At 73.3% G+C, this 20,738-nt stretch carries 27 protein-coding genes; 8 read left to right on the top strand and 19 right to left on the bottom strand.

Annotation, left to right across the window (positions count from 1 at the left end; all coding sequences use genetic code 11):
• Nucleotides 1-86 precede the first annotated feature (86 nt).
• Together HF526_RS03815 and HF526_RS03810 are read left to right on the top strand one after the other, a co-directional pair.
• Nucleotides 87-641 (top strand): bifunctional nuclease family protein, encoded by a 555-nt coding sequence (locus HF526_RS03815; protein ID WP_338051276.1) that lies wholly within the window; start codon nt 87-89, stop codon nt 639-641.
• A gap of 108 nt (nt 642-749) precedes the next feature.
• Nucleotides 750-1,265 carry a DUF6328 family protein gene (locus tag HF526_RS03810; protein WP_239028238.1) on the top strand — a complete coding sequence of 172 codons (516 nt, stop codon included), beginning with the start codon at nt 750-752 and terminating at the stop codon, nt 1,263-1,265.
• Between the two features lie 12 nt (nt 1,266-1,277).
• Here HF526_RS03810 and HF526_RS03805 read toward each other — a convergent pair whose 3' ends face one another.
• The 8 genes from HF526_RS03805 to HF526_RS03770 all read right to left on the bottom strand — a co-directional run bounded on the left by HF526_RS03805 (nt 1,278) and on the right by HF526_RS03770 (nt 6,824).
• Complete coding sequence (locus HF526_RS03805; protein ID WP_211176724.1) at nt 1,278-3,155, bottom strand: complex I subunit 5 family protein; 1,878 nt, start codon at nt 3,153-3,155, stop codon at nt 1,278-1,280.
• Nucleotides 3,156-3,171: 16 nt separating this feature from the next.
• Entirely contained in the window at nt 3,172-3,525 is a 354-nt protein-coding gene (locus HF526_RS03800) for a sodium:proton antiporter (protein ID WP_169379805.1), read from the bottom strand.
• Complete coding sequence (locus HF526_RS03795; protein ID WP_169379804.1) at nt 3,522-4,274, bottom strand: MnhB domain-containing protein; 753 nt, start codon at nt 4,272-4,274, stop codon at nt 3,522-3,524. Before HF526_RS03795 ends, HF526_RS03800 begins: the two co-directional genes overlap by 4 nt.
• Nucleotides 4,271-4,507: a Na(+)/H(+) antiporter subunit B gene (locus HF526_RS03790; protein WP_338051275.1), complete on the bottom strand. Its 237-nt coding sequence runs from the start codon at nt 4,505-4,507 to the stop codon at nt 4,271-4,273. The genes HF526_RS03795 and HF526_RS03790 overlap by 4 nt, the downstream gene beginning before the upstream one ends.
• The gene (locus HF526_RS03785) at nt 4,504-4,815 is read right to left on the bottom strand and encodes a monovalent cation/H(+) antiporter subunit G (protein ID WP_169379803.1); all 312 of its coding nucleotides are present in this window, start codon (nt 4,813-4,815) and stop codon (nt 4,504-4,506) included. Before HF526_RS03785 ends, HF526_RS03790 begins: the two co-directional genes overlap by 4 nt.
• Entirely contained in the window at nt 4,812-5,063 is a 252-nt protein-coding gene (locus tag HF526_RS36130) for a monovalent cation/H+ antiporter complex subunit F (protein ID WP_169379802.1), read from the bottom strand. Before HF526_RS36130 ends, HF526_RS03785 begins: the two co-directional genes overlap by 4 nt.
• Nucleotides 5,060-5,557, bottom strand: a complete 498-nt coding sequence (locus HF526_RS03775; RefSeq protein ID WP_169379801.1) for a hypothetical protein — start codon at nt 5,555-5,557, stop codon at nt 5,060-5,062. Before HF526_RS03775 ends, HF526_RS36130 begins: the two co-directional genes overlap by 4 nt.
• A gap of 157 nt (nt 5,558-5,714) precedes the next feature.
• On the bottom strand, nt 5,715-6,824 hold the full coding sequence (locus tag HF526_RS03770) for an aromatic acid exporter family protein (protein WP_169379800.1): 1,110 nt from the start codon (nt 6,822-6,824) through the stop codon (nt 5,715-5,717).
• A 246-nt stretch (nt 6,825-7,070) separates the two neighbouring features.
• On the opposite strand from HF526_RS03770, the gene HF526_RS03765 reads away from it, so the two are divergent.
• From HF526_RS03765 to HF526_RS03745, 6 genes are all read left to right on the top strand, one after another.
• Nucleotides 7,071-8,864 carry a thiamine pyrophosphate-requiring protein gene (locus HF526_RS03765; RefSeq protein WP_169379799.1) on the top strand — a complete coding sequence of 598 codons (1,794 nt, stop codon included), beginning with the start codon at nt 7,071-7,073 and terminating at the stop codon, nt 8,862-8,864.
• 193 nt (nt 8,865-9,057) lie between these two features.
• Complete coding sequence (locus tag HF526_RS36125; RefSeq protein WP_275403867.1) at nt 9,058-9,189, top strand: hypothetical protein; 132 nt, start codon at nt 9,058-9,060, stop codon at nt 9,187-9,189.
• 621 nt (nt 9,190-9,810) lie between these two features.
• Nucleotides 9,811-10,458: an ABC transporter permease gene (locus tag HF526_RS03760; RefSeq protein ID WP_169379798.1), complete on the top strand. Its 648-nt coding sequence runs from the start codon at nt 9,811-9,813 to the stop codon at nt 10,456-10,458.
• Nucleotides 10,451-11,641, top strand: a complete 1,191-nt coding sequence (locus HF526_RS03755; protein WP_338051274.1) for an ABC transporter ATP-binding protein — start codon at nt 10,451-10,453, stop codon at nt 11,639-11,641. The genes HF526_RS03760 and HF526_RS03755 overlap by 8 nt, the downstream gene beginning before the upstream one ends.
• Nucleotides 11,638-12,432 (top strand): ABC transporter permease, encoded by a 795-nt coding sequence (locus HF526_RS03750; RefSeq protein WP_169379797.1) that lies wholly within the window; start codon nt 11,638-11,640, stop codon nt 12,430-12,432. Before HF526_RS03755 ends, HF526_RS03750 begins: the two co-directional genes overlap by 4 nt.
• Nucleotides 12,429-13,409 carry a glycine betaine ABC transporter substrate-binding protein gene (locus HF526_RS03745; RefSeq protein ID WP_169379796.1) on the top strand — a complete coding sequence of 327 codons (981 nt, stop codon included), beginning with the start codon at nt 12,429-12,431 and terminating at the stop codon, nt 13,407-13,409. The genes HF526_RS03750 and HF526_RS03745 overlap by 4 nt, the downstream gene beginning before the upstream one ends.
• Before the next feature lie 13 nt (nt 13,410-13,422).
• On the opposite strand, the gene HF526_RS03740 is transcribed toward HF526_RS03745, so the two are convergent.
• The 11 genes from HF526_RS03740 to HF526_RS03690 form a co-directional block, all read right to left on the bottom strand.
• Nucleotides 13,423-15,021, bottom strand: a complete 1,599-nt coding sequence (locus tag HF526_RS03740) for an alpha/beta fold hydrolase (protein ID WP_169379795.1) — start codon at nt 15,019-15,021, stop codon at nt 13,423-13,425.
• Between the two features lie 84 nt (nt 15,022-15,105).
• Nucleotides 15,106-15,897 carry a 3-hydroxybutyrate dehydrogenase gene (locus HF526_RS03735; RefSeq protein WP_169379794.1) on the bottom strand — a complete coding sequence of 264 codons (792 nt, stop codon included), beginning with the start codon at nt 15,895-15,897 and terminating at the stop codon, nt 15,106-15,108.
• A gap of 26 nt (nt 15,898-15,923) precedes the next feature.
• Nucleotides 15,924-16,613 carry an Asp23/Gls24 family envelope stress response protein gene (locus HF526_RS03730; protein ID WP_239028237.1) on the bottom strand — a complete coding sequence of 230 codons (690 nt, stop codon included), beginning with the start codon at nt 16,611-16,613 and terminating at the stop codon, nt 15,924-15,926.
• On the bottom strand, nt 16,610-17,149 hold the full coding sequence (locus HF526_RS03725) for a DUF6286 domain-containing protein (RefSeq protein ID WP_169379793.1): 540 nt from the start codon (nt 17,147-17,149) through the stop codon (nt 16,610-16,612). Before HF526_RS03725 ends, HF526_RS03730 begins: the two co-directional genes overlap by 4 nt.
• Before the next feature lie 11 nt (nt 17,150-17,160).
• A complete protein-coding gene (locus HF526_RS03720; protein WP_169379792.1) occupies nt 17,161-17,538 on the bottom strand; it encodes an Asp23/Gls24 family envelope stress response protein in 378 nt (125 codons plus the stop codon).
• Nucleotides 17,535-17,714: a hypothetical protein gene (locus HF526_RS03715; RefSeq protein ID WP_169379791.1), complete on the bottom strand. Its 180-nt coding sequence runs from the start codon at nt 17,712-17,714 to the stop codon at nt 17,535-17,537. The genes HF526_RS03720 and HF526_RS03715 overlap by 4 nt, the downstream gene beginning before the upstream one ends.
• A gap of 16 nt (nt 17,715-17,730) precedes the next feature.
• On the bottom strand, nt 17,731-18,030 hold the full coding sequence (locus tag HF526_RS03710; protein ID WP_338051273.1) for a hypothetical protein: 300 nt from the start codon (nt 18,028-18,030) through the stop codon (nt 17,731-17,733).
• Nucleotides 18,031-18,037: 7 nt separating this feature from the next.
• Nucleotides 18,038-18,352: a hypothetical protein gene (locus tag HF526_RS03705; protein ID WP_338051272.1), complete on the bottom strand. Its 315-nt coding sequence runs from the start codon at nt 18,350-18,352 to the stop codon at nt 18,038-18,040.
• Nucleotides 18,353-18,402: 50 nt separating this feature from the next.
• Nucleotides 18,403-18,894 (bottom strand): Asp23/Gls24 family envelope stress response protein, encoded by a 492-nt coding sequence (locus tag HF526_RS03700; RefSeq protein ID WP_169379790.1) that lies wholly within the window; start codon nt 18,892-18,894, stop codon nt 18,403-18,405.
• A 146-nt stretch (nt 18,895-19,040) separates the two neighbouring features.
• Nucleotides 19,041-19,757, bottom strand: coding sequence for a dihydrofolate reductase family protein (locus tag HF526_RS03695; protein WP_169379789.1), 717 nt, complete (start codon nt 19,755-19,757; stop codon nt 19,041-19,043).
• Nucleotides 19,758-19,822: 65 nt separating this feature from the next.
• The gene (locus tag HF526_RS03690; protein WP_169379788.1) at nt 19,823-20,671 is read right to left on the bottom strand and encodes a (2Fe-2S)-binding protein; all 849 of its coding nucleotides are present in this window, start codon (nt 20,669-20,671) and stop codon (nt 19,823-19,825) included.
• Nucleotides 20,672-20,738: the final 67 nt, after the last annotated feature.

The raw sequence follows: 20,738 nt of genomic DNA, 5'->3' as shown, positions 1-20,738 counted from the left end.
CAGTCAGCGGCTCAATCGCCGAGATGCCGGTCGACCGACCCCGGCCGGGTGGACCGGTCTGCGCAGGACAGGAAGGAGGCCGAACGGTGAGTGACCTTCTGGTGCCGGTCGATGTCGTCGGAGTCGGACTGACGGTGGTCGCACCCGACATGGGTCCGGCCGATCCGGAGATGGTGCTGGTGCTGCGGGAGAGCAGCGGCCGGCGCAGGTGGCTGCCCATCGTGATCAGCCCGGAGGAGGGGAAGGCCATCAGCGACGCACACGCCGCCGCGAGCCTGCCGCGGTCCGGACCGCTCGGGCTCCTCACCACGATCCTCGACGCCCTGGACCGCCCCATCAGCCGGATCGAGCTGACCGGTCTGCACGGTGCCGACTTCGTCGCCGAGCTGGTCTTCGACAACGGCCGTCGAGCCCCGGCGCGGCCGGCCGATGCGGTCGCGCTGGCCCTGGGCGCCGAGCCGACGACACCGGTGCTGGTGACCGAGCACCTGCTCGATGCCACCGGCGCCACCGGTGCCACCGGTGAGCCGCGCCGGTCGGACGAGCCGGTCGATCGCGGTGACCACGACGATCAGATCCGCCGGTTCCGGGCCTTCCTCGACGCCGTCGCGCCGGAGGACTTCGACGACGGCCGACGATGACGCTGCCTGAGATGGCCTGCCGTGCGCTCAGTGGTCGCCGCGGGTGACGGGGCGCCCTCGAGCCCGCGGACGCGGTGACAACCGCGTCCGGCTCGCTAGGGTGCGTCGATGGCGGAGCGGGACGGGGAGCCGTCGGTGAAGTCGTCCGGGGAGTTCCGGGACAGGCGGGCCGAGGGGCCGCTCGAGCGCGCGGACCGCAACGTCGTCGAGCTGCTCCAGGAGGTGCGGGTCGCGCAGACCGGGGTGCAGATCCTCTTCGCGTTCCTGCTGTCGCTGTCGTTCACGGATCGGTTCGGCCGGGTCGACCCGACCCAGCGGGCCATCTACGTCGTGACGCTGCTGCTCGCCGTGGTCACGACGGCGCTGCTGGTCGCTCCGGTCGCGGTGCACCGGATGGTGTTCCGCCGCGGCATGAAGGAGCAGCTCGCCGTCGTCGGCCACAGGTTGGCGGTGCTGGGGCTGGCCGGCCTGGCGCTGACGCTGACCGGGTGCATCCTGCTCGTTCTCGACGTGACGCTGGGCCGCAAGCTCGCGATCGTGCTGGCCGCCGCGGTGGCGCTGTGTTTCGGTGTCCTGTGGTTCGTGCTGCCACTGCCGCTGCGGGCACGCCGGTCGTCCCGGTAGCGCCGGGCCCGGTCAGCCCGTCGCACCGAACGCCAGGGCCAGCGCGGCCAGCCCGGCCAGCAGCCAGGTGACGTAGTCGCCGAGGTGGCCGGAGTGCAGCGCCCGTAAGCGCTGCAGCGGCGCCGTGGCCACGGCGTGGCAGCGGCGACCCGCACCAGCCGCCGCCGGGACTCGGCGCAGCCACCGTACGACCGGGCGCAGCGCCCCGGCCCGGTATACCGTCACGACGGCCAGTGCCGCGGCGAGGGCGGCGCTCAGGCCCCCGAGGGCGACCGACTCGGCCGTCCACCCGGTCGCGGGCAGCGCGGTACCGGTGGTCGCACCGGGTGCGGCCGACAGCGCAGCTGCGGTGTAGCCCCGCGCGTCCACCAGTTGCGCGGCGGCGACGGCGGCCGCCCGGGCCACGGCCGGGACCGTGCCTGCGGCGAGCGCGAGGAGCAGCAGAGCCAGCGCCGGACCGATCATGGTGAGGGGTGCGCGGCGCAGCGCCCCACGGGTCTCGGGGTCTTCCTCCTCGTCGACCTCCCGGTCCCGGTCCCGCGGCAGAGCGGGCCCGGCCCCGAGGAAGACACGCAGCCCGGCGCGGAGCACCGCCGCGCCGGTCAGTGCCGACACCGCGACGAACAGCACCAGCAGCACGTGCGGGCCACCGGTGGTGAGCTCGTGCTCGACGAGCCCCTTGCCGAGCGCGGTGCCGAACGGTGGCAGCCCGGCCAGTGCGAGCCCTCCGAGTCCGAACGCGGCCCCGGTCAGGGGCAGCCGGCGGCCGCGGCCGTGCAGGTCGGCTTCCTGCACACTGCCCAACCGGTTCAGCAGGACCCCGGCGAGCAGGAACAGTGCGCCCTTCACCGCTGCGTGCGCGAGGACGTACAGTGCGACGCCGGCCAGCGCAGGGAGCCCGAGCAGCCCCACCCCCATCAGCAGCATCCCCATGTGGGCCACCGTGGAGAAGGCCAGGAGCCGCTTGATGTGGTGCTGGCACACGCACATGACCGCCCCGAGGAGCGCGGTCATCGCCCCCAGCGCCAGCAGCACCGGGCCGATCCGCGCGGGTGGCAGCACCGCGGACAGCGTCGAGAAGTACAGCCGTGCCACGCCGTAGAGGCCGAGCTCGACCATGACCCCGGAGAACAGGACGCACACCGGTGCAGGTGCGACGGCGTGCGCGTCGGCGAGCCAGAAGTGGAACGGCACCGCCGCGGCCTTGGTCAGGAAGCCGGTGCAGATCAGCGCCGTGGCCGCGACGATCAGCAGGTCGGCGCGGCCGTCGGCGGCCAGCGCCGTGTGCAGCTGGGCGAACCCGAGCTCCCCGGTCCGCCCGTACAACAGCCCGATCCCGAACAGCACGCAGAAGGCACCCACGGTGTTGACCACGGCGAAGTTCAGCGCGCCCTGCAGCGGGCCGGGCTCCTCGATCTTGAATCCGGTCAGGGCGTAGGCCGCGGCGCTCATCAGCTCGAAGAAGACGAAGGCGTTGAAGAGGTCGCCGGTGAGCGCGAACCCGGTCATCCCGGCCAGGAACGCCAGGAGCAGGACATGGAACCAGGCCTCGACCTCCTCGAAGTACCGCCACGTATAGACGAGCGCGGCGACGGTGAGCGCGGCGACGAGGACCGTCAGCCCGGCGCCGGCCCGGTCGACCACGAACACCACGCCGACCGACGCTCCGCCCGCCGGCCGGTAACCGCCGATCCAGGTGGCCACGCGGGCAACGCCGGTGCCGGCGACCAGCAGCGACGCCCCGGCCAGGACGCCCGCCGCGACCGCGATCGAGACGGCGTCGACCGCCCGCCGCGGCAGCCACCGCCCGGCGGCGGCCAGCCCGGCCGCCGCCAGCAGGGGCACCGCCACCAGCAACGGCGGAAGTGTCGGCAACCCTGGCTCGATCATTGCGCGGGCGGTCCGCTCACCTGCGGAGGGTGGTGAGCTGGTCGGGGTCGACCGTGCCGTGACGCTTGTGGATCTGCACGGTCAGCGCGAGCAGCAGGGCCGTCACGGTGGCGGAGACGACCACATCGGTCAGCGTCATCGCCTGCACGACCGGATCGACCACCGGGGTGCCGGGCGGCACGTCACCGAACACCGGCGCGGTGCCGCCGTGCCGGTAGCCGATCGCCAGGAGCAGCACGTAGGTCGAGGACTGCACCACGGTCAGCGATCCGACGGCGTGCACCAGGTTGCGGGTGGTGACCAGGCCGTAGCAGCCGACGAGGAACAGCCACGCGGCCACGAGGTGGGGCAGCAGGTCCGGCAGGGTCATTCCGCCGCCGCCGGGGGATCACGCAGCTCGATCGCCTGTCGCAGGAACGCCTGCAGCAGCAGCACGATGCCGCTGGCCACCTCGACGCCCACGGCCACGTTCAGTACCGCCACCGACCCTCCGGACAGGTAGGCGCCCAGTGACCCCGGCGGAAGGAGCTCGGCGAGGAAGGTTCCGGTCAGTACGGTGCCGGCGAGCCCCAGCGCGAGGAAGGCCGCCGCCGCGGCCGCGTCGCCGACCTCCAGTGCACCCACCGGCACGGCCCGGCGCAGGGCGGCGTAGCGCCCGGCGATGTAGAGCAGGTGCCACGCGGTGGCGAGCACGACGCCGCCCTGGAAACCACCGCCGGGGGTGAGGTGCCCGTGGGTGATCAGTACCAGGGCGAGCAACGTCGTCACCGGCAACATGACGTATCCGTAGAGGCGGCTCCCCGGGAACACACGACCGGCCTGCCGGACCCCGCGCACCGGCCGCTCGCCGGGCTCGGCGCGCAGCAGGACGAGCGTCCCGACGACCGAGACGAACAGCAGGAACTCCTCGCCCAGGGTGTCGATGGCGCGCTGTGCGAAATTGATCGACGACACCACGTTCGCGGTGGCGAGCGGCCCCGCGGCGAGGGCGACCGTGCGGTCGCCGTACGGGTGGTGCGCCGAACCGAAGGTGGGAAGCTGGCGCAGGGCTCCTGCCATCACGGCAGCGACGACGGTGCCCGCTACCGCGCACAGCACCAGCCGGGTACGCGTGGTCATGGTCGCCCCCGCGTCTTCTGCACCGTCAGCATGACCATCAACGGCACCACCGCGGTGCCCACCGCGAGCTGGGAGAGCGCGACGTCCGGGGCCTGTAGCACCACGAACAGCACGGTCAGGCACAGCCCGAACACCGCCATCTGCACCGCCTGGCGCGACGGGTTGCGGGTGAGCACCACGGCGGTCCCGGCGGCCGCCACCATCAGCAGCGATACCACGACGAGCAGGTTCACGGCGCCGCCTCGGCGTCGGTCCCGGCGTCGATCGTCCCGTCGCGCTGCGCGGTCGCCCGCCCCACCGCCGCGGTCGCGACCGCGCCGCCGGCCACCACCAGCAGACCGATGAGCAGCACCTGCAGCAGGAGGGCGGCGCCACCGAGCTGGAGGATCACGGCGACGGACACGCAGGGCGCCCCGATCGTGGCGGCGGGCGCGAGGAAGTGCAGGCGCACGTAGCGGTCCCGGATCAGGCACAGCCCGGCGCCCGACAGCGCGGTCGCCAGCACCGCGATGCCCAGCAGCACCGCCTCGGCCGCGATCACCGGCGGACCACCGTCCGGGTGAAGACCAGCGTCCCGGTGGTGTTCAGCGCGGCCAGCACGAGCGCGACCCCGAGGTAGGACGGGCGACCGTAGCCGACGGCCAGCACCATCACCACCAGCGTGGTGACCGTGCCGGCCAGACACAGCCCGGCGAGCCGGTCGACCGTCTCGCCGCGGCTCGCCGTCACCAGGGCCGGCACCATGCCCACCACCAGCAACGCGGCGGCGCAGGCCAGCCAGGTGTTCACGGCCGCAGCTCCCGGACCACGAGCGTGCCCCGCTCGGGTGCGGCGTCGACCGGATAGCTGCCGGGCGTCACCCCGGTCAGCACCGATGCGACTGCGACCGGGCCCAGCTCGGCATCGCGCGCCTCGGTCACCCGGTGGGTCCGCCGCACCGAGCGGTGATGCGTCCCGGCGCGGTCCGTCATCAGCACGGCGAGCAGGCGGCCGCTGTCGACGAGGACACGCCGGGGCAGCCGACGAAGCAGCCGCCACGCTGTCCTGCGCATCTCGGCCGGCGGCCCGAACGCCGAGCGGGTGGCCCGGCGGCCGAGCACGGCCACGATCGCGGACAACCCCGCCAGCGGCACGCCGAGTGCGCCCAGTTCCGCGCCTCCTGCGGTGGGGTTCATGGCCAGGTAGCCGAGGACGAGGGCCGGCCACCACACCAGCGCCTCGACCACCGTCGCTCGCGCCGGTGCTCCGCCGCGGCGCCGGCTTCCGTCCTGTGCGTCGGCCACGCCGAGCTCTACCCGTTCTCGCCGGTCATGACACCACCGCTCCTGACGGCGCGCCGGCCGCCCGCACGGCGGCGAGCCGGCCCCGTCATCAGATGGCGGCGGGTGGCCTGGGCGACGTCGTCGGCCCGGACGGTGGTCCTGCGCATCCGGTGCCTGCTCACGTCTCCTCGATCGGACGGTGTGAGTGCGTGACGGGGGTCGGCGATCCCCTCGCGCCGGGGGTGAGTTGGGCGAGCGCGTCCTCGACGGTCAGCACGAAGGTGCTGCGGATGGCCACCGGGCCGGCGCCCACCTCGGCCCGGGTGCTACGGACGCGGTCGAGTGGGCCCGCCAGCTCACCGGCCAGCCGGTCCTCGGGACTGCTCAGGTGCTCGACCATGGTGTCGATGCCGTCGGCGAGCCGGTCCAGGGTGTCGGCGAGACCGGGGTCGGGCTGCTGCTGCGCGCGGGCGAGGCTGGCGAGCAGCGCTGCGCTGTGCATGATCCGCTCGACGGCCCGGCTGAGCCGTTCCACCGACGACGGCCCGGCCAGACCGGCGCCGACGCGGCGGATGAGCCGGCGGCGTGGGTTCCATCGGGTGCTCTCCCGGCCGTACCAGACGGCGTCGGCGGCGTGCAGCACGGCGCCCCGCAGCTGCCGGGCCCGGTGCACCCACTCGTCGGCGTCCGCGCGGTCGTAGCCCTCGCGGAGACCACCGGCCATGCCGCGGACCAGGTCTGCGAGCTCGATGGCGAGCCTGCGCACCGCGTCGTCGCCGCTACGCAGGTGCACGGGCGGCAGCACGAGGGTGTTGACGCAGGCTCCGACCAGGGTGCCGGCCACGCTGAGCCCGACCCATACGGCGAGGTCGCGGGGGTGGCTGAAGTAGCCGGCCGCCACCATGATCACCGCGGTGACCGCGACCCAATAGCCGTCGGGACCGAACCAGCGCCAGCGCCCGGCGAGCAGCCCGGCGAACACGGCGAGCGGGACCCCGACCGGAGCGGGGGTGCCCAGCACGCTGAGCACGTAGGCGAGCCCGACACCGGCCAGTACGATCCCGGCCTGCTGGACCGCGTTGCTCCAGGACCGGTACACGGTGCCCGTCACGGCGAGGACGGCGGCATAGGGGGCGAGGAACGCGTTCGGCGCGTGGAACCACCGGGCCACGAGGAGGGCCAGCAGCGCGGCCAGCGCCGACTTGCCCGCCTGGACGAGGATCTCGCGTTCCCGGCCGGGCCGGCCCACGGCCGCGATCCGTTCGCCCAGTACCCGCAACACCCGCACGCCGGTGTATAGCCGGATCAGCCGGCGGTCATGCGCGGGCCGGTCAGCCTCTCGCTCGTGAGGCGGACCGTGAGGTGCCAGGCGCTTGTCCCGAGGGCCGGTGGACGGGCCTTTCGGCCGCGGCTACCGGATGCCCGCCGGGGCCGGCAGCCAATCCCGGGGCCGTCGCCCGGGTTGGCCGGGGGACGGTTACGGGTAGGCATCGGGAGGAGCGGACCGATTCACGACCGGACCGAGGGAGGGGTCATGGCCGAGACCGTCGGCGATTACGTGCTGCAACGACTGCGCGAGTGGGGAGTCCAGCAGGTCTTCGCCTATCCCGGAGATGGGATCAACGGAATCGTCACGGCGTTCGGGCGGGCCGGCGACGACCCGCATTTCATCCAGGCCCGCCACGAGGAGATGTCGGCGTTCCAGGCCGTGGGGTATGCGAAGTTCAGTGGACGGGTCGGGGTCTGCATGGCCACCTCGGGCCCCGGCGCGATCCACCTGCTCAACGGGCTCTACGACGCGAAGCTCGACCACGTGCCCGTCGTGGCGATCGTCGGGCAGACCGAGCGCAGCGCGATGGGCGGGGCCTACCAGCAGGAGGTCGACCTGCAGGCGCTGTTCAAGGACGTGGCCGGCGACTACCTCGTCGAGGTCAACGTCCCCGAGCAACTCCCCAACGCCATCGACCGGGCCTTCCGCACGGCGATGTCCCGGCGCGCGCCCACCGCGGTGATCATCCCGAGCGACGTGCAGGAGGAGGCGTACACCCCGCCGGCGCATGCGTTCAAGCAGGTGCCCTCCAGCCCGCCGGGGCTGACCCGCCCGGCTGCGGTGCCGTCCGCACCGGACCTCCGGCGCGCGGCCGAGGTGATCAACGCGGGCAGCCGGGTGGCGATCCTGGTGGGGCAGGGAGCCCGCGCAGCCGCAGCGGAGGTGCAGCAGGTCGCGGAGGCCACCGGGGCCGGGGTGGCAAAGGCATTGCTGGGCAAGGACGTGCTGTCCGACGACCTGCCGTACGTCACCGGGGTGATCGGGCTGCTCGGCACCCGGCCGAGCTACGAGCTGATGCGCGACTGCGACACCCTGCTCATCGTCGGGTCGAACTTCCCCTACTCACAGTTCCTGCCCGAGTTCGGCAAGGCCCGCGCTGTGCAGATCGACCTCGACGGCTCGATGATCGGGATGCGGTACCCCACCGAGGTCAACCTGGTCGGCGACGCCGCGGCCACGCTGCGCGCGCTGCTGCCGCTGCTCACCGGCACGCCGGCCAAGGCGTGGCGGGAGAAGATCGAGGCCGGCGTCGCCGGCTGGTGGCGCACCATGGAGCAGCAATCCATGGTGAACGCCGATCCGGTGAACCCGATGCGGGTGGTGTGGGAGCTGTCCGAACGGATCCCGCACGACGCGATCGTGACCGCCGACTCCGGGTCCGCGGCCAACTGGTACGCCCGCCTGCTGCGGGTCCGCGGCGAGATCCGCGGCTCGCTGTCGGGAACGCTGGCGAGCATGGGTCCCGCGGTGCCCTACGCGATCGGCGCCAAGTTCGCCCACCCGGACCGGCCGGCGGTCGCGATCACCGGCGACGGCGCGATGCAGATGAACGGGATGGCCGAACTGCTCACCATCGCCCGCTACGCGCACCGGTGGGCCGACCCGCGCTGCGTGGTCTGCGTGCTGCACAACAACGACCTGAACCAGGTGACGTGGGAGCTGCGGGCGATGGGCGGCGCGCCGAAGTTCGAGGAGTCCCAGCAGTTGCCCGACGTGTCCTACGCGGACATTGCGCGCGCGATGGGCCTCGACGCGATCACCGTCCGGTCGCCCGACGAACTGGGGCCGGCCTGGGATCGCGCCCTGGGTGCCGGGCGCCCCACGGTGATCGACGTGTACTGCGACCCCGAGGTGCCGCCCATCCCACCTCACGTCACCCTGGAGCAGGCCTCGTCGAGGCTCCGCGCCGTGCTCAAGGGCGATCCCGGCGGCCTGCACCTCGTCGTCCAGGGCGCCAAGACGAAGCTGCGGGAGGTCCTTCCCGGGCAGGACCGCTGAGCTCCGGCCCGGCCGCCCGGGCCGCCGTCGTCCGTCGCCTTCGGGTGGTCGGTCATCTCGAGGGGTTGGCCGGGCGCCGATCCCGCGATGTGCTGCGCGGTCGCCGGGCGCCCCCGGAGGTGGTAGGACCGTGCTGTGGGCGCACGTCGCGCGGTGCCCACCACGACCGAGGATCGGATCACGAGGTGAGGACATGACACAGCCTCGTCGGACCAAGCCGCAGCGGGACGAGCAGCGGATCACGAAACGGACCACGCCGGACCTCAAGCAGATGCTGAAGGCGGCCAAACGGCAGGCGAAGAGAGAGCTGCGCCAGGTCCGCTGAGGCGAACGCGCTCGGCAGACCCGGCAACAGGGGCCGGATGCGCCGGTTGGTCCGGTATGCGCTGTTGCGGGTGTCACGCAGACGCCCCACCGGTGCGCCGCCGGAAGATGGACCGGGCCCGTTCGGCCCGGGCGGCGCAGGGCTCGTGCTCGAGCAGGTCCCGGTCGGCGATGGCGCAGGCGTGCTCCCCACAGCGGCAGCGCCTCGGCCGGGGTGCACCGGCCGGCCCGCGGCGAGGGCCAGGATCTCCAGCACCTGGCGGGGCTGCACGCCGATGATGTCACCGACCCCGAGCAGGGGTCCTCGGCGTGCACGGCGGTGGTGCCGACAAGGCCGATGTGTGCAGCACGGGTTCCTCCGGGCGGCCGGTACCGGGAGCCACCGGGCCGGCGGAGAGCGTGCCGCAGCACCGGCGCCGGGAGCCCCCGGCCACGGGGCCTCGGCCGCGGTCATCGTCGGTGCGGCCGGCCCCGTTCGGGGTCCGACGCCGTTCCAGCAGGTCGAACGGCGCGTCCTTCTGTAAGGTCCGCCGCAGATGAAGATCACCTGGACTCACTGACCTGGAGGCCGAGCTATGTGCTGGTTACGGGCAGTCTCCCCAGTCCTGCCCGGCGGCAGGCCATGAGTTTCCCCGACTACGTGGTCGACCGGTGGGACCGACTCTCGCTCGAGGCGCTCCTGCACGTCAGCGGCGTCGTCCAGTGCACGATCATCGCTGCGATCGTGGGTGTGCTGATCGGTGTCACGGTGTACCGCAGTTCGGCGGGCTCCGCGATCGCGACCGCCTTGGCGAGCACGATCCTCACGGTCCCCTCGTTCGCATTGCTGGCGTTGCTCATCCCGGTCCTCGGATTGGGCGTGGCGCCGAGTGTCACCGCCTTGGTGCTCTACGGCCTGCTCCCCATCGTGCGGAACACGATCGTCGGGCTCGGCGGCGTCGACCCGTCGATCACCGACGCGGCGCGCGGCATCGGGATGAGCCGGCTGGGCGTGCTGACCAGGGTGGAGTTGCGACTGGCGTGGCCCGCGATTCTCGCCGGGATGCGGGTGTCCACCCAGATGTTGATGGGAATCGCGGTGATCGCGGCGTACGCCAAGGGATTCGGTCTCGGTTCCGAGGTGTTCTCGGGTCTCACCCGCGCCGGTAGCGCGAACTCGTTGAATCAGGCGCTGGCCGGGACGCTCGGGGTCGTCATCCTGGCTCTCGTCCTGGACGGGGTTTACGTCCTTCTCGCTCGCCTGACCGTTTCCAGGGGTGTCCGTGACTGAAGCACTGCAGGAGTCCGCTCAGAACGTGTCCGTCTCGGGGGCGGAGATCGAGCTGGAGCACGTGACGAAGCGTTACCCGAACCAGCCGCACCCTGCCGTCGACGACTTCACGATGACGGTCCCGGCCGGAAAGGTCGTGGTCTTCGTGGGGCCGTCGGGCTGTGGGAAGACGACGACCATGCGCATGATCAACCGCATGATCGAGCCGACGTCGGGCCGGATCACCATCGGCGGCGAGGATGCGCTCGAACTCGATCCGGATCGGCTCCGACGGAAGGTGGGCTACGCGATCCAGCAGGCGGGCCTGTTCCCGCACTTCAGCGTGGCCGAGAACATCGCGGTCGTACCGGGATTGCTGGGTTGGGACAAGAAGCGCATCGCGGCGCGGGTCGACGAGATGATGGACCTCGTCGGTCTCGATCCGAAGGTCTTCCACGACCGTTTCCCCCGGCAGCTCTCGGGTGGGCAACAGCAGCGTGTCGGTGTGGCGCGCGCTCTGGCCGCCGACCCGCCGGTGCTGCTGATGGACGAGCCGTTCGGCGCGGTCGACCCGATCACCCGAGGCCATCTGCAGGACGAGCTCATGCGGCTGCAGGCGGATCTGGGCAAGACGATCGTCTTCGTGACGCACGACTTCGACGAGGCGGTCAAGCTGGGTGACAAGATCGCCGTTCTGGGCGATCGGTCGACGATCCTGCAGTACGACACGCCCGAGGCCATCCTGGCCAACCCGGCCGACGACACCGTCGCGGGCTTCGTCGGAGCGGGAGCCTCGCTCAAGCAACTCACCCTCATGCGGGTCCGGGACGTGGACTACCACACCGACGACGTCCTCACCGTCGGCCTGGACACCACCCCGGCCGCCCTGCGCAACCAGCTGACCCAGCGCCGCAAGACCTACGCACTGGTCGTCGACGAGCGGCGGCGCCCGCTGCGCTGGGTGCACGTCCGTGAGCTGGGCGCGGTGGCCTCGCTCGCCGGGGCCGGCAGGCCGGTCGGCGACTCGGTGAGCACCCAGTCCACGCTGCAGGACGCCCTCGAGGCGATCCTGACCGAGGGCGGGAACGCGGTGGTGACCGGACCGCGCGGCGAGTTCGTCGGGACCATCGACATCAGGACGGTCACCGACGTCATCGCGACCATGCGCGAGGAGCACTCCGACGGTGACGGGAGCCCGTCATGACGGCCATCGCCGGGCCTGCCGCCGCGACGTCGTCACCGGCCTCGGCGGAGCGGGCCTCCCGGGTGGCGGACCGCGCTCGCCTGCTCGCCCAGCCCGTGGCCGTGGTGCTCATCGTCGTCGCGGTGGTCGCGTGGGCGCTCAGCAGCGACCTGAACGCCAACGAACGGGAGACGCTGAACCTGCCCACCATCCTCCGGCTGACCGGGCAGCACCTCCTGCTCACCGCGGTGGTCACCGCGCTCGTGGTGCTCATCGCCGTTCCGCTCGGTGTCGCGCTGACCCGGCCCGGGGCGAAGCGCCTCGCCCCGCTCTTCCTGGCGATCGCCAACGTCGGTCAGGCGGCACCCGCGCTCGGCGTCATCGTCCTGTTCTTCCTCTGGACCAGCTGGGAAGGCCTGTGGGCCGCGGCCATCCCGCTCGTCTTCTACACGCTGCTGCCGGTGCTGCGGAACACGATGGTCGGCATCCAGCAGGTGGACCCCGCGCTGGTGGACGCCGGCCGGGGTATCGGGATGTCCGCGGCGGCCGTGCTCTGGCGCATCGAGTTCCCGCTCGCCGTGCCGCTGATCCTGGCCGGCCTGCGCACGGCCCTGGTGCTCGCCGTCGGCACCGGGACGCTCGCGTTCTTCGTGAACGGCGGAGGACTGGGAGAGCTGATCGACACCGGGTACAAGCTGCAGCTGACCTCGGTGATGGTCGTGGGGGCGGTGCTCGCCATCGGGCTCGCACTACTGATCGACTGGCTCGGCGGCGTGGTGGAGCGAGTCCTCGGACCCAAGGGCCTGGGATGAGCAGATCGAGGCTACGAGCTGTCCTGGCCGGGTTCGTCGTGCTCGCGACGACGCTCACCGGCTGTGGACTCGACACCAACACGGCACTGCCCTTCACCGTGCAACCGGGATCGATCCGGCCGGTTCCGGAGCTCGAGGGTGTCCGGATCACCGTGGGGTCCAAGGACTTCACCGAGAACATCCTGCTCGGCTACATCGCAGAGCTCGCGTTGTCCGCCGCCGGGGCGGATGTCCGGGACCTGACCGACATCAAGGGTTCCTCGAACTCCCGGCAGGCCCTGATCAACGGTGACATCGACCTGACCTGGGAGTACACCGGGACCGGCTGGATCAACTACCTCGGGCACACCCAGCCGATCCCGGGGGAGCGGGCTCAGTTCGAGGCCACCAAGGCCGCCGACGCGCAGCGCTTCGGCATCGCCTGGCTCGACTACTCCCCGGTGAACAACACCTACGCCTTCGGGACCACCCGGGCCTACGCCGAGCAGCACCACCTGCGCACGGTGACCGACCTCACCGCGTTCCTCACGAGGAACCCGGCCCAGGCCGTCTTCTGCGTGGAGACCGAGTTCGCCAGCCGGCAGGACGGGTTCCCGGGCGTACAACGAACGTACGGCTTCCCGGCGACGACTGTGAAGACCTTCGGGACCGGCGCGATCTACACGGCGATCGCCAACGGCACGTGCAACATCGGGGAGATCTTCACGACGGACGGCCGGATCGCCGGGCTGAACCTCGCGGTCCTGTCCGACGACAAGAAGTTCTTCCCGCAGTACAACGCGGCCGTCACACTCCGGCAGGAGTTCCTGGACCGGCACCCGCAGATTCGGCAGGTTCTCGAGCCGGTCGCCAAGGCCATCGACAACCAGCAGATGATCGAGTTGGGCAAGCAGGTCGACGTCGAGGGCCGGGACCCCGGCGTGGTCGCGCGGGACTGGATGGTCTCCCGGGGCTTCATCGGCGCGGGCACGTCGTGAGAGGACGACCGCGTCACGGAGGGCAGAGGGTGCTCGGCTGTGGGACGACCCCGTCCACGAGCATCGCGTCGACGACACCGGTCACGCACGGGGTCCGCGGATAGGCGCCGGTACCCGAGCCCAGCCAGCTCAGGAAGCGCGCCGTGGTCATGGTCTGCGCCACCCGCTTCGAGCCGGCCAGCGGTGCCCGGGGATCGTTCGCGGTGCCGATCACCAGGATCGGCGGGGCGGCGGCGACCGGTCCCGGCGGCGCGGGGGCGGGCAGTGCCGGCCACGGCGCGCAGGCCAGCAGCCGCTGCGCGTACACCCCGCCGAACAACGGGTGGTCGGTGCGCCACCGGGCGGTCAGCCGGCCGACGTCGGCCGGGGTGAGCCGGCGCCGGGAGTCGTTGCACGCGGTGGCGAGAGCGCCGTCGAAGCGGCCGTCGCGGCCGAGGATCGGGTCCAGCCGGGAGAGCAGACCGTCCGGGTTGCCGTCGCGCGCCTGGGCCAGCGCCGCGTCCAGGTCGGGCCAGCTCTGCGGTTCCTCCAGACCGGCCTGCAGCGCGGCGACGGCGGCCCCGGCGGTCAGTCTGCGCCCGTCGCGGGCGACCAGCGGTTGCGTACTCAGCTGCAGCAGCAGCGTCTCCACCGCGCCGCGCGGGTCGGCGCCCAACCGGCAGTCCGGGTGCGCGGTGCACACGGTCGCGAAGGCGTCGAAGGTGCTCTCCGCGGCCGCGGCCCGGGTCTCGGAGAGCTCGGGCTGGTCCTGGGTGGGGTCGGGCGGCCCGTCCAGGACCAGCCGCCCGACCGCCTCCGGGTGCGCCGCGGCCCATCGGATCAGCGCCGCCGCGCCGTCCCCGACCCCGATCGCGGAGAGTCGCTGCACCCCGAGCAGGCCTCGCACCTGTTCGATGTCGGCGGCCGTGGCGGCCGTCCGGTACGAGCTGATGGCCCCGGAGAGCAGCAGGTAGCAGTCCTGCACGACCTCACGGGAGCTGTCGAGCAGCCCGTTCAGCCCGGCATCGCTGGTCCCGGACGGGTCGGTGTCGACGATCGCGGCGCGGGACGTCGGGGGTGCGCAGTCGAGGGTGTCGACGCCGGAGCCGCGGCGATCGAGGCCGATCAGCTGGTAGCGCCCGAGCAGGGCCGGGGAGACCTCGGTGGCCAGCCGGACCGCGTGCCGGGCCGAGGGATCGGTGTCGCTGTCGCCCAGCACGAGCAGCGGCGGCCGGTCGTCCGGTGCGCCGGCCGCACCCACCCGGACCACCCCGATCCGGGTCCGGCCGAGGCCCGGCTGATCGGGGTCGGTGGTCACGCTGACCTCGCCGCATTCGACGTGCAGCGGCCCCGCCACCGGAGTCGGGGAGCCCAGCGCGGCAAGGGTGTCGGCGGTGCAGTCGGAGAAGGGGATCGCCGAGCGTTGCGGGTCCGGTTCCGGCAGCTCGTCGGGCGAGGCCGGGCTGGTCGCGGTGGCCGACGGCGCCGACGGCATGTTCTCGCCCCGCACGGCGACCGGTGGGCGCTGGGACGGGCCCACCGCGCAGCCGGCGAGCACGGCGGTCAGGCAGGCCCACACGACCAGCAGCGTGAACCGGCCGGCCCCTCGCGCGCGCCGCGGCGCTGATGACACGCGCTGGCTCCTCCCCAGTCCGACGATCGTCGCCCGATCAGCTTGGCGCACCACGGGTGTGGCCGAGGTGAGCGCGCCCCGGGCTCAGCGGGCGGTCCAGCCGCCGTCCTGGCACAGCGAGGACCCGGTGATCGACGCCGAGGCGGGGCCGTAGAGCACGGCCGCCAGCTCGGCGACCTCGTCGGGCTCGATGAGCCGCTTCACCGCCACCGGGCCGAGCATGATGGTCTCGACGACCTCGTCCGGGTCGATGCCGTGCGCCCGCGCCTGATCGGCGATCTGCTTCTCCACCAGCGGGGTGCGCACGTAGGCGGGGTTGATGCAGTTGCTCGTGACGCCGTGCGCCGCGCCCTCCAGAGCGGCCACCTTGGAGAGCCCTTCGAGGCCGTGCTTGGCGGTCACGTAGGCCGACTTGAAGGCGCTGGCCCGCAGGCCGTGCGCGCTGGAGATGTTGATGATCCGGCCCCAGCCGCGCCCGTACATCGTCGGCAGCGCGCGGCGGATCAGCCGGAAGGGTGCCTCCAGCATGATCGTCAGGATCTGGGCGAAGATCGCCGGGTCGAACTCGTGCAGGGGCGCGACGTGCTGGCGCCCGGCGTTGTTGACCAGGACGTCCACGTCCGCGGGGAGCGCGTCGACGGCGGCGGTGTCCGACAGGTCGCACACGACCGGTTCGACACCGCCGGCCCCGGGGTGGCCGGACAGCTCGGTGGTCAGGTCACGGACCAGGGCGTCGAGCCCGGTCTTGTCGAGGTCGACGGCGCGGACGGCGGCACCGTCGCGGGCCATCCGCCGGGTGATGGCCGCGCCGATCCCACTGGCGGCTCCGGTGACGAGGGCGGTCCGACCGGCCAGCGGCGGGTGCGTGGGAGTCATGTCCGCCGACGCTACGCAACCGATGCTCACTCCACCCGGCGGCCGGCGCCGCCGGGGGTCTCGAGCTCCACGCGAACGGCGACGGGCAGCTCGTCGACCCCCAGCGATGCACGCGCCCCCGTGAGCACCTGCTCGTCGAGGTCGCGGAGCACCTGCGCGAGGTCGGCGTCGTCGCTGAGCCAGAGCGTCAGGCGCAAGGCGGGCGTGCGGTCGTCGCCCACCAACCGGGCCCGGGCCCGGGCCACGCCCGGCAGGGTCGCGGCCTGCCCGGCGACGGCCTCCGCCGCCGCCGGGGCGGTGATCACGATCGCGGTGTCGGGGGCGGTGTCCAGGATCAGGTCGGGCCGGCGTTCGGGGCGCACCGACCGGGCTGCCCAGACCAGCCCGAACACGACGATCAGCAGCCCGGCCGCGATCGCGATGATGCGCGACGGCGTCGGGTGGGCGCGGAAGGTGTCGACGACGACCGGGTCGAGCAGCGGGCGTTGCGCGCGGCCGGTGCCGAACACGCCATAGGCCAGCAGCGCGGTCAGGGTGCCGCCGACCAACAGCACCAGGCCGATCAGCACGCACAGCCAGCGGTCGCCGGCCGCCGACCGCGCGACCGCGTGCCGCGACCGGCGGCGGACCCGGGCCGACGGCGTGGGCCGGACCGGGGTCGTCGCAGGGGCGGCAGCCGGGCCGGCAGTGGGGGCGGAGTCGACGGGGGCGCTCATCGTGGTCCCTTCCGTTCACGGGTGGCGACGCCGACCCTCGGCCGCCGCGCCAGCGGCAGCTCGTCGAGCAGGCTGTCGACCTGGCTGGTGACGGTGCGGCGCAGCTCGCCGTGCTGGTCGTCCCAGCCCTCGGCCCGCACCGAGATCTTGCGCGCGGACGCGGTGACTCTGGCCGCGGCGACGTCGTCGGCGGCCCGCACCCGGCGCCCCACCAGGCGGGCCAGCACCCGCGGCGAGGTGGTCACGGTGACGTCCGGTGACGGCGCCGTGAGCCGGATGTCGTGGCGGCGGGCGAGCAGCCCGAGCAGCACCAGGAGCAGCCCGACCACGGCGGCCGCAATGGCGATCGCCGCGACCGGGTTGTCCTGCCAGGTCAGCCGTTCCAGCGCGGCGCGCCACGCCGGCCAGGGTGCCACCAGCGCCTGGCCACTGACCGGCCGCACCCACGCGGCGACGACCTCGATGACCACGAGCACGCCGACCGCGGTCAGGCCGAGGGCGAGCAGCGGGGCGAGCACGCGGAGCAGAACCCGCATGTCATGTCTCCTTACTGGAGCCGGGGTGGTGGCGGCGCGCCGCGCAGCCCCGAGACGGTGACCGCCAACGTCCGGACCCGGTAGCCGGCCAGCCGCTGGAGCTCCTCGCCGACCCGTGACCGGACGGCATCGACGACGGACCTGACGGGCGCGGGGTAGCTCAGCGTCAGCTCGAGGCGGACATCCACCGAGTCCGGGTCGCCGGCGCCGGTGTTGACCCGCGCGCTGGCCCCCGACTCGCCGACGTCGATGCCGGCGAGCGTGCGCTCGTTGCGCAGCGTGCCGGGCACCCGGTCGGCGGTGTGCTCGATGATCTTGCGCAGCACCGTGGGGTGGATGTCGAGACGACCGCGGTCCCCCGGATCGTGCGGCGCGGGGGCCGTGCTCACCGGTCCCGGCCCCGGCCGAGCATCGTGCTGATATCGAGCTCGCCGTCGAGAACGCGGCCCACGACGAGGCCGATCAGGCCGACGACCAGCGCGATGAGGAAGGCGGTGAACCCGCCGATGGCGCCGGCGGCACCGAGGATGAGACCTGCCAGCAGGCCGGTCTGGGTCGCGTTCATCTGGCTCTCCTGGTTGTCACTGGGGTGGGGGCTCGTGCGGGGGACCGGGCCGGTCCACCCGGGTGCGCCGGTGCCGGCGCACGGTCCGGATCGCGGCGATCGCCACCTTCACCGGGAAGGGCAGGTCGGCGACCACCTCGATGGGTGCGTCGTAGCGCCGGTCCGCCGGCTCGGGGTCGCGCGCGGCCGCCCGGGTGGCGTGGAACCGGGCGAGCCCGGCCACGAACGCCTCCGGATCGCCGCCGCGATCCGGATGGTTGTCCCGGACGAACGCGCGGTAGGCCGCCCGTTCCTCCGGGGTCATCTCCGGATTCACGGGCTGCTCACCTCCGGTCGTCCGTGACCACGTCGGTGACCGTGATGTTGACCGGGACGGCGCCGCACAGCGGTGCGACCTGCCGGCGCAGGACCTGGGCCACCTCGGGGATCGGCCGGTCGAGGTGGAGCACGACCCCGAGTTCGACCGGCTCGCCCGCCTCCCCGATCCGCACGCCGACGAGGCGGCGGCCGGGCAGGTAGGTGGCCAGCGCCCCGAACTCGCCCGCGTCCAGCCGGGCGACCGCGGGGTGCGCGGCCGCCACGGCGGCGACCCGCTCGGCCAGGGTGGTCTCCCGGCCGGTGTCGGGACGCGTGGGCACGGTCGGCGGTGACGGCTGGGGCAGTGGGGACGGCACGGTGGCGGTCGGCCTCACTCGACCCGGGAGGTCTGCGCGGCCGGGGCCTCCTCGCCCTCGTCGCCGTCGGGCAGGTGGATGTCGTTGACCGCGATGTTGACCTCGATCACCTCGAGGCCGGTCATCCGCTCCACGGCGGTGATCACGTTGCGGCGCACCGCGCGGGCCAGGTCGACGATCGCCACGCCGTACTCCACGACGATGTCGAGGTCGATCGCGGCCTGCTTCTCGCCGACCTCGACCTGCACGCCGGCGATGTTCGCGGCGCCGGTGCCGCCGCCGGGGATCCGCTCCCGGATCGCGCCGAACGCGCGGGACACCCCACCGCCCATGGAGTGCACCCCGGAGATCTCCCGGGCCGCGATGCCGGCGATCTTCTGCACGACCGACGCGGCGATGGTCGTCCGGCCCTGCGAGGTGTCCTCGGCCAGCCGGGCCGGGGTGGCGGTCCCCGTCGCCGGGGCGGTCGCGGTGGTGCTCGGAGTGGTTGCCGTGCTCTGGGTCATCTCGCGCTCCTTGTCACTGGCGGTCACTGGCGGTCACTGGCGATCTGTGCCGACCGGTCGCTGCCGATCGTTCGCCAGGTGAGACGTCGATACCCGCCCCGGCCTCACAGCACATCACCCGATCAGTGGGGTCCTGGCCGCCGCGCTCATCGGTTCCGGCGGTAGCGCAGCAACAGCGTGTCGTCCGCGTGCAGCGCGCCGACCAGCGACATCGACCGTGGGACGGCCTCCGCGCGGCCGGTGGCGATCCGGCCGGCATCGTTGCCGGCGAGCAGCGGGGCGACGGTGAGGCACAGTTCGTCGACGGCGTCGGCGGCCAGCAGGTCGCCGTGCAGGCCCGGGCCGCCCTCGCAGAGCACCCGCCGCAGTCCGCGGCGGTCGAGTTCGGCGAGCAGGCCCGACGGGTCCAGCCGGTCGAGGACGACCACGTCGCCGCCGGCCGCGGCGAGCCGCTCGCGCTGCTGCGCGGGGACCGACCCCAGCGTGAGGATGATCGGCGGGACCGCGGTGTCGGTGAACAGCGGGCTCTGCGGATCCAGGTTCCCGGTGCCGGTGACGACGGCGATCGGCGGGGGAGTGTCGCGTCCCTCGGTGGGACGGCGGGCGCCCCGGTAATTCTCGGTGCGGGCGGTCCCGGCGCCGACGAGGATCACGTCGGCGAGCCGGCGGAGCAGCCCGAACACCTTCTTGTCCGCAGCCGAGCCGAGGCCGCCGGACCTGCCGTCGACCGACACGGCCCCGTCCAGGCTGGACACGAAGTTGACCCGGACGTAGGGCGTGGCGAGGCCGGTCGGGTAGGCGTAGGTCGCGGCCAGTTCGGCGTCGTCGATCTCGGCTCCGGGGCCGGGCAGAAGTCGCTGCACGCCGCCATCCCAGCATCCGGCGGGCGCGTTGTCCCGGCGGCGACTCGAAGGCAGGATCGGTCCGTTCAGTCCGCGAGATCGGCGTAGCGCTGCGCGCGCTCGGCGGGCGAGGTCCGTGGGCAGGTCGAGCAGGCGGTGCCGGCCGCGGACACCTTGAAGTAGTAGCAGCACGAGACCCGTCGCCGGGACAGCCAGATGCGGTCGCGGGCATCGACGAACGGGTGCAGCGTGGAGGGCTCGGGGAACAGGGGCGTCCCGCCGGGCAGCACGAGCGCCGCCTCCTGCAGCGAAACGGTCATCGCGGACTCGTCGCGGTATGCGGTCACGCCGTCGGCGCCCCGCCAGACTCCGGCGTCCAGCCCGTCGAAGAACGCACCGAGCAGCGCGCGCCGCGGCAGCGGGCGTCCCGGCGGGTAGTCGGCGAGGAACTCGTCGGCGTGCCCGCGGATCTGACCGCGCAGTACGGCCGCGAGCGCGTGTTCGTCGGCGACCACGGTGGCGGCCGGGTCGTCGGCGGCCGGGTCGTCGGGCAGGCACCAGAACCGGTCGTCGAGCAGGCCGGTGGCGGCCGGGACGGGATTGCCCGGGTCGCGGCGGAACGCCAGCGCGGCCCGGTCCAGGCGGGGGACCCGGCGGGCGTGCCGCAGGAACGCGGCCCCGGCCAGCCCGGGCAGGTCGGCGCACCAATGCAGGACGAAGGCACTCGCCGTGGTCGGGTGCGTCCGTCCGTACCAGCCCGGCAGGGCCGCGGCGGTCTCGGCCTCCCAGCGCGCGACGAACGCGGCGCCGACCTCGTCGCAGCGGGTCCAGCCGTCCTCGGCGCGCACCGGGCCGACGCGCACGTCGAGGCCCTCGACGGCGGCGGACACCCGGGCCGCCGTCTCCGCGACCGCGGAGGTGAGCGAGAGCGTCATGGAAGTGAGGCTAGCCTAACTAGAGCGGATCGGCGTGTCGGGTGCCACTGAGGTTGGGCTGCCCTCT

The organism is Pseudonocardia acidicola, assembly GCF_012911935.1.
GTDB lineage: Bacteria > Actinomycetota > Actinomycetes > Mycobacteriales > Pseudonocardiaceae > Pseudonocardia > Pseudonocardia acidicola.
The sequence above is the reverse complement of the archived record's forward strand: the minus strand, read 5'-3'. Positions and strand labels throughout refer to the sequence as shown.

Excerpts from the sequence above, each read along its gene's own strand:
- HF526_RS03810 (WP_239028238.1), top strand. The coding sequence starts at position 750 with ATGGCGGAGCGGGACGGGGAGCCGTCGGTGAAGTCGTCCGGGGAGTTC.
- HF526_RS03805 (WP_211176724.1), bottom strand. The coding sequence starts at position 3,155 with ATGATCGAGCCAGGGTTGCCGACACTTCCGCCGTTGCTGGTGGCGGTG.
- HF526_RS03800 (WP_169379805.1), bottom strand. The coding sequence starts at position 3,525 with ATGACCCTGCCGGACCTGCTGCCCCACCTCGTGGCCGCGTGGCTGTTC.
- HF526_RS03795 (WP_169379804.1), bottom strand. The coding sequence starts at position 4,274 with ATGACCACGCGTACCCGGCTGGTGCTGTGCGCGGTAGCGGGCACCGTC.
- HF526_RS03765 (WP_169379799.1), top strand. The coding sequence starts at position 7,071 with ATGGCCGAGACCGTCGGCGATTACGTGCTGCAACGACTGCGCGAGTGG.
- HF526_RS36125 (WP_275403867.1), top strand. The coding sequence starts at position 9,058 with ATGACACAGCCTCGTCGGACCAAGCCGCAGCGGGACGAGCAGCGGATC.
- HF526_RS03760 (WP_169379798.1), top strand. The coding sequence starts at position 9,811 with ATGAGTTTCCCCGACTACGTGGTCGACCGGTGGGACCGACTCTCGCTC.
- HF526_RS03750 (WP_169379797.1), top strand. The coding sequence starts at position 11,638 with ATGACGGCCATCGCCGGGCCTGCCGCCGCGACGTCGTCACCGGCCTCG.
- HF526_RS03745 (WP_169379796.1), top strand. The coding sequence starts at position 12,429 with ATGAGCAGATCGAGGCTACGAGCTGTCCTGGCCGGGTTCGTCGTGCTC.
- HF526_RS03735 (WP_169379794.1), bottom strand. The coding sequence starts at position 15,897 with ATGACTCCCACGCACCCGCCGCTGGCCGGTCGGACCGCCCTCGTCACC.
- HF526_RS03730 (WP_239028237.1), bottom strand. The coding sequence starts at position 16,613 with ATGAGCGCCCCCGTCGACTCCGCCCCCACTGCCGGCCCGGCTGCCGCC.
- HF526_RS03725 (WP_169379793.1), bottom strand. The coding sequence starts at position 17,149 with ATGCGGGTTCTGCTCCGCGTGCTCGCCCCGCTGCTCGCCCTCGGCCTG.
- HF526_RS03715 (WP_169379791.1), bottom strand. The coding sequence starts at position 17,714 with ATGAACGCGACCCAGACCGGCCTGCTGGCAGGTCTCATCCTCGGTGCC.
- HF526_RS03700 (WP_169379790.1), bottom strand. The coding sequence starts at position 18,894 with ATGACCCAGAGCACGGCAACCACTCCGAGCACCACCGCGACCGCCCCG.
- HF526_RS03690 (WP_169379788.1), bottom strand. The coding sequence starts at position 20,671 with ATGACGCTCTCGCTCACCTCCGCGGTCGCGGAGACGGCGGCCCGGGTG.